This window comes from Variovorax sp. 10L421 (assembly GCF_056395365.1).
The window spans coordinates 110,249-121,883 of record NZ_JBFTJJ010000001.1; the positions used below are offsets into that span (position 1 = coordinate 110,249).

General features: G+C 70.2%; 12 protein-coding genes. 1 reads left to right on the forward strand and 11 read right to left on the reverse strand.

Translation table 11 applies throughout. The features are described from left to right. Position 1 precedes the first annotated feature (1 nt). From AC1DFC_RS00545 to pbpC, 3 genes are all read right to left on the reverse strand, one after another. Entirely contained in the window at positions 2 to 1,294 is a 1,293-nt protein-coding gene (locus tag AC1DFC_RS00545; RefSeq protein ID WP_007830416.1) for a CynX/NimT family MFS transporter, read from the reverse strand. After that, complete coding sequence (locus tag AC1DFC_RS00550) at positions 1,291 to 1,992, reverse strand: FadR/GntR family transcriptional regulator (RefSeq protein ID WP_478178537.1); 702 nt, start codon at positions 1,990 to 1,992, stop codon at positions 1,291 to 1,293. The genes AC1DFC_RS00545 and AC1DFC_RS00550 overlap by 4 nt, the downstream gene beginning before the upstream one ends. A 125-nt stretch (positions 1,993 to 2,117) precedes the next feature. Continuing rightward, positions 2,118 to 4,370: a penicillin-binding protein 1C gene (gene pbpC / locus AC1DFC_RS00555; protein ID WP_413334856.1), complete on the reverse strand. Its 2,253-nt coding sequence runs from the start codon at positions 4,368 to 4,370 to the stop codon at positions 2,118 to 2,120. A gap of 264 nt (positions 4,371 to 4,634) precedes the next feature. On the opposite strand from pbpC, the gene AC1DFC_RS00560 reads away from it, so the two are divergent. Then, positions 4,635 to 4,841 carry a thrombospondin type 3 repeat-containing protein gene (locus AC1DFC_RS00560; protein ID WP_007830422.1) on the forward strand — a complete coding sequence of 69 codons (207 nt, stop codon included), beginning with the start codon at positions 4,635 to 4,637 and terminating at the stop codon, positions 4,839 to 4,841. 67 nt (positions 4,842 to 4,908) lie between these two features. Here the strand turns inward: AC1DFC_RS00560 and AC1DFC_RS00565 are convergent, their stop codons facing one another. The 8 genes from AC1DFC_RS00565 to AC1DFC_RS00600 all read right to left on the reverse strand — a co-directional run bounded on the left by AC1DFC_RS00565 (position 4,909) and on the right by AC1DFC_RS00600 (position 11,627). After that, positions 4,909 to 5,535 carry a LysE family translocator gene (locus AC1DFC_RS00565; protein ID WP_007830424.1) on the reverse strand — a complete coding sequence of 209 codons (627 nt, stop codon included), beginning with the start codon at positions 5,533 to 5,535 and terminating at the stop codon, positions 4,909 to 4,911. A 54-nt stretch (positions 5,536 to 5,589) separates the two neighbouring features. After that, entirely contained in the window at positions 5,590 to 5,868 is a 279-nt protein-coding gene (locus AC1DFC_RS00570) for a DUF2277 domain-containing protein (protein ID WP_413315919.1), read from the reverse strand. A 31-nt stretch (positions 5,869 to 5,899) separates the two neighbouring features. After that, a complete protein-coding gene (locus AC1DFC_RS00575) occupies positions 5,900 to 7,291 on the reverse strand; it encodes an amidase (protein WP_478178538.1) in 1,392 nt (463 codons plus the stop codon). Continuing rightward, positions 7,288 to 8,022, reverse strand: coding sequence for a DUF2848 domain-containing protein (locus AC1DFC_RS00580; RefSeq protein ID WP_478178539.1), 735 nt, complete (start codon positions 8,020 to 8,022; stop codon positions 7,288 to 7,290). The genes AC1DFC_RS00575 and AC1DFC_RS00580 overlap by 4 nt, the downstream gene beginning before the upstream one ends. A gap of 3 nt (positions 8,023 to 8,025) precedes the next feature. Further along, the gene (locus AC1DFC_RS00585; protein ID WP_478178540.1) at positions 8,026 to 9,354 is read right to left on the reverse strand and encodes an MFS transporter; all 1,329 of its coding nucleotides are present in this window, start codon (positions 9,352 to 9,354) and stop codon (positions 8,026 to 8,028) included. Between the two features lie 53 nt (positions 9,355 to 9,407). After that, a complete protein-coding gene (locus AC1DFC_RS00590) occupies positions 9,408 to 10,094 on the reverse strand; it encodes a hypothetical protein (protein WP_478178541.1) in 687 nt (228 codons plus the stop codon). A gap of 144 nt (positions 10,095 to 10,238) precedes the next feature. Beyond that, complete coding sequence (locus tag AC1DFC_RS00595) at positions 10,239 to 11,156, reverse strand: LysR family transcriptional regulator (RefSeq protein ID WP_478178542.1); 918 nt, start codon at positions 11,154 to 11,156, stop codon at positions 10,239 to 10,241. A 102-nt stretch (positions 11,157 to 11,258) separates the two neighbouring features. Then, entirely contained in the window at positions 11,259 to 11,627 is a 369-nt protein-coding gene (locus tag AC1DFC_RS00600; protein WP_007830431.1) for a nuclear transport factor 2 family protein, read from the reverse strand. Between the last annotated feature and the right edge of the window lie 8 nt (positions 11,628 to 11,635).

Below are 11,635 nucleotides of genomic sequence, written 5' to 3' on the forward strand. Positions count from 1 at the left end.
TTCAGCGACTGGGCACGGTCGTCGCGCCCACATGCATCGTGCGGCCCGCGCCCAGCCCCGCGGCCACGAGCGCCACGCCCAGCCCGATGAACAGCCACGACGAGGCGCGGAAGCTCCCCGTCCAGCCGTGCAGCAGCCCGGCCACCAGCGGCCCGAAGGCGGCCACCATGTAGCCCACGCCCTGCGCCATACCCGAGAGATGCGCGGCCACGTGCGAATCGGGCGAGCGCAGCACGATCATCGTGAGCGCCAGCGCGAAGGTGCCGCCCTGCGCAATGCCCAGCAGCACGGCCCAGGCCCACACGCCGCCCACACCGCCGAGCGGAGCGAACAGCATCGCCAGCATCGCGCCCACCGTGAGGAGTGCCAGCGCGACCGCCAGGCCGCGCTGGTTGCGCAGCTTCACCGCCAGCGCGGGCACCACGAGGCAGGTCACCACCTGCGTCATGACCGACAGCGACACCACGTAGCCGGCCGTTTCGCTGCCGAGCCCGCGCTCGCGCAATATCGGCGCGAGCCAGCCCATCACGATGTAGGCGAGCGCGGACTGCAGGCCCATGAAGAAAGTGACCTGCCAGGCCAGCCTGTCGCGCCACAGGCCGCGCACCGTGAAGCCCGATTCGCTCGCCACCGGCTTCAGCGGCAGCGCCTGCGGCGCCCAGATCAGCGTGACCAGCGCGGCCGGCAGCGCCCACATCGCGAGCGCCATGGTCCAGCCGCCGCCCAGCGCGTGCTCGATGGGCACCGTCAGGCCCGCGGCGCTGGCCGCGCCGCCGCACACGGCCATGGTGTAGAGGCCCATCATCAGCGCGGCCTGCTTCGCGAAGTCGCGCTTCACGAGGCCCGACAGCAGCACGTTCGACACCGCGATGCCGCTGCCCGCGATGGCCGAGGCGAGGAACAGCAGCGGGATGCTGCCGGTGCCGCGCAGCACCGTGCCGGCCAGGATCAGCACCATGCACGCGAGCAGCGTGCGCTCGGTGCCGAAGCGGCGGCCCAGCCCAGGCGCGAGCGGCGCGAACACACCGAGGCAGACGATCGGCAGCGTGGTCAGCAGGCTCGCGGCCGTGGCCGAGAGCCCGGTGGCCTTGATGATCTCCGGCAGCACCACCGAGAGGCTGGCGAACACCGGGCGCAGGTTGAAGGCGATCAGCACCACGCTGGCGGCGAGCAGGATGCGGCGCGCGAGGGTGGGCGCGGGCGTGGGGCGCGGGGCGGGTTGGCTGTCGACTTCGGCGTCGATCAGCAGGTCGTCGGCCGTGGTGTGGCCTGGGGCGAGCGTAAGCGAGGTCATCGCGTGCCCAGCGCCAGCGCGTTGATCATCGGCGCCATGAAGGCGCGCACCGCCGCGGCGGCCACGTCGGGGTCGCGGCTGGCAATGCCTTCGACGATCGCGCGGTGTGCGGCGTCGTCGGGCTCGGGCAGGTTGGTGCCGCCCATCGAGCTCGCGATCGTCTCCTTGATGTAGCCCGTGATGAAGCGGCAGGTTTCGGCCAGCGCGAGGTTGCCCGATACGTCGACGATGGCGAGGTGAAAGGCGAGGTCGCGCTCGATGAAGCTCGCACCGTTGTCGTTGGCGTCGGGCACGCCGCGCTTGTCGAGCAGGGTGTGGAGGCGGCGCAGGTCGCGCGAGGTGTGGCGCACCGCGGCGAGCCGGGCGGCTTCCACCTCGAGCGCGCGGCGCACTTCGAACTGGTCGCGCAGGCTCGCCAGGCGCAGCTTCTGCAGGCTGGACGAGGGGTCGAAGCCCGAACGAACATAGGTGCCGGAGCCTTGCCGCACTTCGAGCAGCCCGCGCGACACCAGCGTCTTGACCGCCTCGCGCACCGTGCCGCGGCTCACGCCCAGCAATTGCGCGAGCTGAGGCTCGATGGGGATGCGGGAGCCGACGGCCCAGCGGCCGGCAGAGATCTCGGCGCGGATGCTGTCGGCGGCGGTGTCCGCCAGGGAGGTTCGGGGGGCTTGGGCAAGCATCGGGAGGGCCTGGGTCATTCAATGATTGGACGAATTTTGCCGCCAAACAAAGCCCGGACTGTACATGTGGTGGTTGGCCTGGACAGCATCTTTACCAAGCGCCGGCCCTCTCTTCGCGCCCCGAAGCGCGCCGTCCGCGGTCTTTATCGGCGCGCGCTTTTCGTCACCACGCCGGCGCCGCGCACTTCGAGCCGGCGCTGGTCGACCACCTTGCCGCCGGCGTCCACCAGCTCGATCACGTGGCGCCCCGGCCAGGGAAACCACTGCACGCTGTTGCCGCGCTCGAAGGGCTTGCCGTCGATGCGCCACTGCACGCCGCGGCCTTCGGAGTCGAAGCGCACGCGCTGGCGCTGCGGCGGGATGTCGGGGTCGAGCGCGATGATGGTGCCGTCGGCCGGCGCGGTGATGCGCGCCGAGGCGGCGTCGGTCGCCATGCCGGCGTCGAGCGCGAACAGCGTCTGCTCGGTGCCCTGTAGGAACCACTCGCTGCGTGCCGCTTCGAGCGGGTTGCCGTCGGCGCCGTTGCCGAAGCTCACGCGCGCTTCGACGAGGCCGGGCGGCGGCGCGGGCGCGCGGCTGGGCTCGCGCGCGTGCAGGAAGCGCATCACCTCGGCCCACACCGGCGCGGCGCCGCTGGTGCCGCTCACGTCCCACATCGATTCGCCGCTGGCGTTGCCGACCCACACGCCCACCGTGTAGCGCTGCGACCAGCCCACGGCCCAGTTGTCGCGCATGTCCTTGCTGGTGCCGGTCTTCACGGCGGTCCAGAAGCGGGTGGAAAGGATGCTGTCGAGGCCGAAGGTGCGGGTGCGCGCGTTGGGGTCGGAGAGGATGTCGCCGACGATGAAGGCGGCGCGCGGGTCGAGCATCGGCGGCTTCGATCTTTCGGCCGGGACGGGTGGCCGCATGGTCAGCGTCGTCGTGCCGTAGCGCCCGCCGTTGGCCAGCATGCGGTAGGCATTGGTGAGTGACAGCAGCGACACCTCGGCGCTGCCGAGCGCGAGGCTGTAGCCGTAGTAGTCGCCGCTCTCGCGCAGTGGCAGGCCGGCGGCGCGCAGCTCGCGCGCGAAGGCTTCGGGCGACACCATCACCAGCGTGCGCACGGCCGGCACGTTGAGCGAGGCGGCCAGCGCGGTGCGCGCCGACACCGGGCCCTTGAAACGGCGGTCGTAGTTCTGCGGAATGTAGAGGCCGCTGGCGGTGCTGATCTGCGCCGACGAGTCCTCGATCAGCGAGGCCGCGGTGATGCGCCGCTCGGCAATCGCCTGGCCATAGAGCAGCGGCTTGAGCGTGGAGCCGGGCTGCCGCAGCGCGGTCACGCCATCGACCTCGGCCGCCTGGCTCAGCGGGCCGGAGGAGCCGACCCAGGCAAGCACCTCGCCGGTCGTGTTGTCAAGCACGACGAGCGCGCCGTCTTCCACGTGGCGCTCGCGCAGTTCGCGCAGGTGGCGCTGCAGCGTGTCCAGCGCAAAGCGCTGCAGCGCCGCGCGCAGCGTGGTGCGCACACCGGTTTCCTTGCTGTCTTTCTCCCTCCCCCTCTGGGGGAGGGCCGGGGTGGGGGCTGCCACCGCATTCGCATCCCGAATCTCGCGCAGCACGCGCCGAGCCGCATGCGGCGCAATCCCTTCGTTCGTCTCGAAGGCGCGCCGCTGCACCGCTGCGCTCGTGAACATGTCGAGTGCCTCGCAGTCGACCTTCTGCTGCGGCTCCATCGCGCGCAGCACCTCGCAGGCGCGCTGCGCCACCACGGCAGGCTTTGCATTCGGCGCGCGCACCAGCGCCGAGGCCACGGCGGCCTCGCGCGCATCGAGCCCGCTCGGTGCCTTGCCGAACAGCGTGCGCGAGAGCGCGTCGATGCCCACGATCTCGCCGCGGAACGGCACGGTGTTGAGGTAGGCCTCCAGGATCTGGTCCTTGCGCCAGTTGCGCTCCAGCTGCGCGGCCGCCACTGTCTGGCCGATCTTCTGCGTGAAGCTGCGTCCGCCAGAGGCGCGGCGCAGGTCGTCGTCGAGCAGGCCCGATAGCTGCATCGTGATGGTCGAGGCGCCGCGCGTGCGCGTGTTCCACACGTTGGCCCAGGCCGCGGCCGAGACCGCGCGCCAGTCGATGCCGCTGTGTTCGTAGAAGCGCTTGTCCTCGCTCAGCACCATGGCCGTGCGCAGCGCGGGCGACACGTCGGCCAGCGCGGTCCACCGGCCGCGCCGCACGGTGGGATCGGTGCGCACGCGCTGCAGCAACTCGCCGTTGCGGTCGAGCACCTCGGTGTCGGACGAGCGGAAGTCGCGCTTGACTTCTTCGAAGCTCACGAGGGCCCAGGCCGGATGGACGCAGGCCGCCGCCAGCAGGGCTGCGGCGAGGGCCTTGCGGGCGGGAACGAAGAGGGGCGCGGATTGCATCGAAAAGGTCGGTGTCCGGAAGCGTGGGCGCCGACATTCTCTGCGATGCACCACGGGAACGGCGCCTACTCCGCGACGGGCGGCTTGCCGCCTTGCGGGCATGAAGACTTCAGCCCAAAGTTCTCGCCATGTTCCACATCCGGTAACCAACTTCACACAAGCGCTTCACTGGAGAAACCCGATGCGTACCGGCGTGGCCTTCAATGCAGTACCGGCTCGCAGGAGGCGAAGCCCGGTTCCACAAACACTCCAAGGAGAACTCACATGACGAAGACATTGGCGATCCTGCTGGCCGCGTCGGCCATCCTGGCCGGCTGCGTGGTCGCGCCTTACGACCGCCCGCCGCCGCGCGGCCACTACTACGGCGACCGCGACCGCGACGGCGTGCCTAACCGCTACGACAGGGACCGCGACAACGACGGCGTGCCCAATCGCTACGACCGCGCCCCGAACAATCCGTACCGCTACTGACTGCCGCAGGCAAAGGCCGCGAAGGCATGGCGCTTCGCGGCCTTTTTCATGAGCACGCGCGGGCCGCTCAGCCCGGCCGGCGCGCCATCAGCGCCCAGATGCCGGCCGCGCCCAGCAGCGAGCCACCCGCGAAGTTGAAGCGCCGCTGCGCGCGCGGCGATGACAGCAGCCTGCGCGCCGAGCCCGCGAACACCGCATAGAGCGTGGCATTGGTCGCTGCCATCACGACGAAGGTGACGGCCAGCACCCACAACTGGTACGTGACATTGGCCGCCGGGCTGATGAACTGCGGCAGGAAGGCCACGAAGAACACGATGCCCTTCGGGTTCAGCGCCGTCACCAGGTAGGTGTTGGCGAACAGGCGCAGCCGCGAGGCGGGCGCGGCCGGCGCGGCGATTTCGGTGGACGAGATGCCCGCGCGCAGCAGCTTGATGCCGAGGTACAGCAGGTACAGCCCGCCCACCCACTTGACTACCGTGAACCAGAAGGCCGAGGTGGCCAGCAGCGCACCCAGCCCCAGCAGCGACACCACCAGAGCGGTCGAGTCGCCGAGCGCCACGGCCGCCACCAGCGGCACGTTGGCACGGCGCCCGTGCGACATCGAATAGCTGATGACAGTGAGGATGGTCGGCCCCGGAATGACCAGCATGACGGCGGAGGCCGCGACGAAAGCGAGCCAGAGTTCGATAGGCATGGGTTGTGTTCCTGTGTGGCTGTTGGTTGGATGGAGGCTGTCGCTTGTCTTCTATCATGCAGGGCTGTTGCCGAAGCGCAGGGCCGCGCGGGCCTTGGCGCGTTCGGCCTCGACGCCCCGGTCGCGCGGCTCGGCCGTGGTGACCAGCGATTCGATCAGCCGAGCCGCGGTGGCGGCCACTTCATCGACCGCGCGCCCGAAGGCTTCCTCATTGGCCTTGGACGGCACGCTGAAGCCGCTGAGCTTGCGCACGAATTGCAGCGCCGCGGCACGAATTTCCTGCTCGGTGGCGGGCGGCTCGAAGTTGTAGAGGGTCTTGATGCTGCGGCACATGGGTGCTCTCCATTCGACGACGCCATCCAGTCTAGCGAAGGAGGGCCATGGCGTGAGAGTCGCGGTAGATGCCATCGATGTGGCGCAGCACGGGCTCGGCAGCCAGTGCCACCGCCGCCAGCCGCGCATCGTCGCCGTGCACCGACGCCAGCATCAGCCCCACCGGCAGTTCGCCCGGCGCATGGCATGGCAGGCTGAAGGCGCAGCCGTCTAGCAGGTTGATCGCGAAGGTGTTGCGCAGCAGCAGGCCGTTGGCCTTGAAGAAGGCCGCGTCTTCCGCCAGCGCATCGATGGGCGGCGCGACGATGGGCACGGTCGGGCACACCAGTGCGTCGAAGCCTTCGATGGCGCGCTCGACGCGGCCGATCCAGTCGCGCCGGCGGTCCTGCATGGCGATGTAGTCGGCGGCGCGCACCTCGGTGCCGAGCGCGATGCGGGCGGCCACGCGCGCGTCGAAGCCGTCGCGCCTGGCGGCGAAGCGCTCGCGGTGCACGGCGGCGGCTTCCACCGGAGAGAAGCCGCCGGGCGCGTTGACGGTCGCGATCTCGGCGAGTTCGGCCAGCGTGATGTCCACGATCTGCGCACCCGCCGCCGAGAGCGCCTGCAGCGCGCGGTCGAAGGCGCGCGCCACCGCGGGCTCGATGTCGTCGAACATCAGCGTGCGCGGAACGGCCAGGCGCATGCCCTGCAGCGGACGGCGGCGCACCGCGAGCGGCGCGTCGGCAATGGCGGCATCGGCGATCAGGCAGTCTTCCACGCTGCGTGCCATGGCGCACACCGTGTCGAGCGAGCGCGCGAGCTCGAAGGCGCCCGTGCGCGGCACGCGCGACTGCGTGCTCTTGAAGCCGACCAGGCCGCACAGCGCGGCGGGGATGCGGATCGAGCCGCCCGTGTCCGAGCCCAGCCCAGCCACCGCGAGCCCGAGCGCCACCGACACTGCAGCGCCGGACGACGAACCGCCCGGAATGCGCGGCGTCTGTGCATCGGCCGGGTTGCGCGGCGTGCCGTAGTGCGGGTTGATGCCCACGCCGGAAAACGCGAACTCCGTCATGTTGGTCTTGCCGACGATGGCCGCACCCTGTGCGCGCAGCCGCGCCACGGCGGTCGCGTCGTGCGCCGCCGGCGCTTCGCCCGCGCAGACGGCGGAGCCCGCCATGGTGGTTTCGCCGGCCACGTCGTACAGGTCTTTCACCGACACCGGCAGCCCGGCGAGCGGGGCGGTCTCGACGCCGGCCTTGCGCGCCGCATCGGCATGGCGCGCGGCGGCGCGGGCTGCGTCGGCGTAAAGGCGCGTGAAGACATGCTGTGCAGCAGGCTGTTCAGCCGCTTCGAGCACCTCGTCGATCAGTGCCTCGTGCGACAGCTCGCCGCGCGCGATGCGCTTGCGCAGCGCCGTGATGGTGTTGCCGTTCTTCATCGTCATGCCACCACCGGCAGTGCTTCCACCGCATAGCGATGCACGATGCGGCGCTGCAGCTTCGGGTCGTGCAGCTCTATTTCCATCTGCGTCGCGGGCCGGATGCCTTCGCCCTTCGCGTTGGGCAGTGCGCCCAGCGTGCCGCAGGTCATGAAGAGGCCCTCGGGAACCGCATCGGCACCGGGCATGCCGTCACGCAGGCCCGCCAGCGGTCGGATCGATGCGAGCGTGCCGCGCTGGTAGTCGACCCAGCGGCCGTCCTCCAGGATGCGCGAGCGCAGCTCCAGCGTGTCCTGGTGCGCCTGCACGTCGCGCCAGCGCCAGGCGGTCTCGGCCACGGGCTTGGCGCACATCTGCTTCGACACCGCCACCGAGTAGCTCTCGACCTGCCGGTCGGTGTGGTCCGAGGCCACGCTCAGCCACCACTCGCCCTGCGAGAAGAAGAGCACCGGCTCGGCCTCGCCGGAACTCTGGTCGCCCAGCGCCTCGATGGCGGGCGATTGCGTCAACAGCTGGGCGGCCACCCGGTAGTACAGCGGCACGCTCGAAGGGCGCGGCACGCCGAGCGCGGCCAGCTCCTCGATGTGGTGCTCGATGGCGGCGATGTCGCGCCCGGTCCAGCCCGCTACCACCAGCGCGCGCGGCGCGACGAGGTGCAAGGCGGTGGAGCGCGTGCCGTCGTCGGCGATGCTCTCGCAGGCGAAGCGCAGGCGGGAATTCGTGTTGCTCGTCGTCATCGGTCAGCTCTCCAGCGGGCGCTTGGCGGTTTCGCGCGCCACCACCAGGGCGATCAGCGTCACGCACAGTGCGGCCACCACGTAGAACGACACGGCCACTGTGCTGCCCCACGACTTGAACAGGCTCGCGATGATCAGCGGCGCGAAGCCGCCGCCCACGATGCCGGCCAGCGTGTAGGCCAGCGAGGCGCCCGCGTAGCGCACGCGGCCGGGGAACTGCTCGGTCACGAAGGCGGCCTGCGGGCCGTACATCATCGCGTGGATCAGCAGGCCCACCACCACCGCCGCGCAGATCGCGACCGGGTGCGCGCTGTTCATCAGCACGAAGAACACGAAGGCCCAGACCATGCCCAGCAGCGCGCCGGCGATGTAGACCGGGCGGCGGCCGATGCGGTCCGACAGGCTGCCGAACCACGGCACTGCGATCGCGTTGCAGGCCGCGCCGATCATCGTGGCGGTGAGCGCCAGCGGGCGCGACAGGTGCAGCACCGTCGTCACGTAGGTCAGCGTGAACACCACCACCAGCGCATACAGCACGTCGGAGCCGATGCGCGAGCCGCCGGCCACCAGCAGGCGGCGCCAGTGCTGCGTGAGCACTTCCTTGATGGGCGTCTTGGCGGTGGCCTTCTTCTCTTCCATCTCGCGGAAGACGGGCGTCTCGTCCACGCCCCGGCGCAGCCACAGGCCGAACAGCACCAGCGCGACGCTGGAGATGAAGGGAATGCGCCAGCCCCAGCTCTGGAAGTCCTCAGGGCTCAGCCAGGCCGACACGATGGCGATGAAGCCGGTGCCGATCAGCGTGCCGCACGAGGGCCCCACCTGCGTGAACGAGGCATTGCGGCCGCGCTCGTCGGGCTTGCCGTGCTCCATCGACAGCAGCACCGCGCCGGCCCATTCGCCGCCGAGCGCCACGCCCTGCACGAAGCGCAGCGCCACCAGCGCGACGGGTGCCCAGATGCCCCAGCTCGCATAGGTGGGCAGCAGGCCCATCAGGCCGGTGGACACGCCCATGATGACCAGCGTGGCCACCAGCACGAAGCGCCGGCCCAGCCGGTCGCCGAGGTGGCCGAACACCACGCCGCCCAGCGGGCGCGAGATGTAGCCGACCGCGTAGGTCGAGAACGCGAGGATGGTGCCGGTGAGCGGGTCGAACGAGGGGAAGAACACCGCGTTGAAGACCAGCGCCGCCATGATGTTGTAGACGGTGAAGTCGTACCACTCCAGCGTGGTGCCGATGGAGCTGGCCATGGCCAGCCGGCCCATCTTCGCGGAGGCCGGCGCGGCCTGCCCGGGTGCCACGGAAGCCGCGGCGGGAAGAACATGTTCGGTCATTGGATGCCTTTGTTCGGTGAGGGGGGATGTGTGGGGGACAGAGGTCTGCTGTTTCAGGCCAGCTCGGCCGCGGTCAGCTTCCAGCCGAGCGCGAGCAGCCAGCCGCTGGCGGGATCGGCGTCGAATGCGGCGGCGGCCGTGGCGCGCGCGGCGCGGGCCGCGCCTTCGCTGCTGGTTTCGATCACCAGCAGCGGCTGAAGGACGCGGCCTTCGGTGGATTCGCGCGGCAGCGGCGTGCTGAGCGCAGCGTCGGGCACGAGCAGGTACGACTGCACGAAGCCTGCCTGCTCCTTCTTCAGCTGCGCGCCGGTGCTGGCGGCGGCTGCCACCTGGGCTTCGGCATCGGCGGCGGGCGCCAGGGGGAGCACGGCCACGTGGCTGCCGCTGCCGAAGCCGGTGACGGCACGCACGGCGCACACGCGGCGCATCGGCTGGCGCATGCGATCGAGGTTGGAGACCGACCACGGCGTCTGCTTCTCGAATGCGGCGCGGTAGCCGGGCGAGCCGAACACCGCCAGCGACTCGGTGCGGTACAGCCCCAGGTACTTGCGGCCGCCTTCGAGCGAGAAGTAGCGCGCGCCCGAGAGAAAGCCGGGAATGCGCACGCGCTCTTCCACGTGTTCCTGGTCGTACCAGCGATTGAAGTCGGCCTCGTCGGCGGGCTCGACGTCGGAGGCCACGAACAGCAGGCCGTTCACTGCTGCTGCTGTTGCGGAAGAAAGGGAGTCAGGGGGGGTCATGACGGCGAAAGAGGAGCGGGCCTTCGAAAAAATGAAGGCGCGATCTTCCGCCGCGTGGTCGGGCTGTCACAAACGAGTTTTTCTGGGCGACAGCCACAAGAATTACTGGCCCCTTTTCGGGGCCGAAATGCGCCATCTCGAGGGTTAATCCTCTGTGGTCGCGCTCCAGGTTGGTGCGATGGCCGAGGTGGTGAACTGGTCGGAGGCCCGGCAGGCCAGCTCGGCCACGAGCCGGATGGCGTCGGAGTCGGCGGCTTCCAGGTGGCTCACCACGATGCGCTGGGGCGAGATGAGCGCGTCGCACTCGATGATCTTCACGTCGCCGATGGCCACGTATTCGTAGCAGGGCGGCAGCGGCACCAGCGCGTTGCCGAAGCCCGCCTTCACCAGCCGCGCCAGCGCCGAGATCGAGCTCACGCAGTGCACCTTGCCCAGCGGAATGCCCGCCGCGCGGAACAGGTTCTTCAACGCCTCGTGCGGCTGCGAGCCGGGGCTCATCGTGAGCACGGGCTGGCGCAGGAGCTGCTCGACGGTCTGCACGGGCTCCGCACCGGGCGCGCCCACCCAGCCCATGGGCATCGGCAGGCAGGGTGTGCTCACGATGCCCGCGCCGGCGATGTGGTCGGTCTGCAGCGCGATGTCGAGCGCGCCCTCGCGCAGGCCGCGATGCAGCGCCAGAGTGGTCTCGGAGGTGAGCTGCACCTCGATGCCCGGATAGGTGGAGCGCAGGTTGGTGAGAAAGCCCAGCAGCCAGGTGTGGACCACGGTCTCGATGGCGCCGATTCGCACCAGCCCGAGGATGTCTTCCCGCGGCCGGCCGAGCGAGACGATCTCGCGCCGCAGCTCCAGCAGGCGCTCGCCGTAGTCCATCAGCCGCACGCCAACGGGCGTGAGCCGCAGTTCGCGCGCGTCGCGCTCGAACAGGCGCGCGCCGATGTCTTCTTCGAGCGAGGCGACGCGGTTGGACACCGCCGCTTGCGTGATGTGGAGCCGGTCGCTCGCCGCGCGGAAGCTGCCGAGCCGGGCGGCCCAGAGGAAGGCTTCGACAAATCTTGTGTTCATGAGGGCACCTGCGGGGCATTCTGCCCGCATCGCGCCCACAGGAGAACTTGCTTCCTACTTGTGCCTGCGTGCGCAAGGCTGCCGGCGCGGCGCCATCGGCGCCTATTCGCCGGTGTCGTAGAAGAACTCTTCCCGCACGATCTTCCCGTCCCTGACGGTGTAGAGCGCCATTTCTTCCATCGTGAAGCGGTGGCCGTTGGACTTCATGGTCACGTCGAAGCGGAAGCCGACAATGAAGCGGTCGCCATGCGGCCACGGGCCTGCGACCTGCGCGGAATGCACCTCGTGGTTGGCGACCCACCAATCGCCCTTGGCCTTGATGGCCGCAAGGCCGGCCGCTTCGCGCGCCTGGCCGGGCGGCGCACCGGCCTCGACGCTCACGGCCTCGGGTGCGTAGAGCACCTTGGCATCCTCGTATTTACCTTCCTTGCACAGCGCCACGAGCTTGTTGGCGATCTCCAGGGTGTCCATGCGTTTCT

Bases quoted from the DNA above. Each gene is read 5' to 3' on its own strand.
- AC1DFC_RS00575 (WP_478178538.1), bottom strand. From the start codon at position 7,291: ATGACGATGAAGAACGGCAACACCATCACGGCGCTGCGCAAGCGCATC.
- AC1DFC_RS00580 (WP_478178539.1), bottom strand. From the start codon at position 8,022: ATGACGACGAGCAACACGAATTCCCGCCTGCGCTTCGCCTGCGAGAGC.
- AC1DFC_RS00565 (WP_007830424.1), bottom strand. From the start codon at position 5,535: ATGCCTATCGAACTCTGGCTCGCTTTCGTCGCGGCCTCCGCCGTCATG.
- AC1DFC_RS00600 (WP_007830431.1), bottom strand. From the start codon at position 11,627: ATGGACACCCTGGAGATCGCCAACAAGCTCGTGGCGCTGTGCAAGGAA.
- AC1DFC_RS00570 (WP_413315919.1), bottom strand. From the start codon at position 5,868: ATGTGCCGCAGCATCAAGACCCTCTACAACTTCGAGCCGCCCGCCACC.
- AC1DFC_RS00550 (WP_478178537.1), bottom strand. From the start codon at position 1,992: ATGACCCAGGCCCTCCCGATGCTTGCCCAAGCCCCCCGAACCTCCCTG.
- AC1DFC_RS00585 (WP_478178540.1), bottom strand. From the start codon at position 9,354: ATGACCGAACATGTTCTTCCCGCCGCGGCTTCCGTGGCACCCGGGCAG.
- pbpC (WP_413334856.1), bottom strand. From the start codon at position 4,370: ATGCAATCCGCGCCCCTCTTCGTTCCCGCCCGCAAGGCCCTCGCCGCA.
- AC1DFC_RS00595 (WP_478178542.1), bottom strand. From the start codon at position 11,156: ATGAACACAAGATTTGTCGAAGCCTTCCTCTGGGCCGCCCGGCTCGGC.
- AC1DFC_RS00545 (WP_007830416.1), bottom strand. From the start codon at position 1,294: ATGACCTCGCTTACGCTCGCCCCAGGCCACACCACGGCCGACGACCTG.
- AC1DFC_RS00590 (WP_478178541.1), bottom strand. From the start codon at position 10,094: ATGACCCCCCCTGACTCCCTTTCTTCCGCAACAGCAGCAGCAGTGAAC.
- AC1DFC_RS00560 (WP_007830422.1), top strand. From the start codon at position 4,635: ATGACGAAGACATTGGCGATCCTGCTGGCCGCGTCGGCCATCCTGGCC.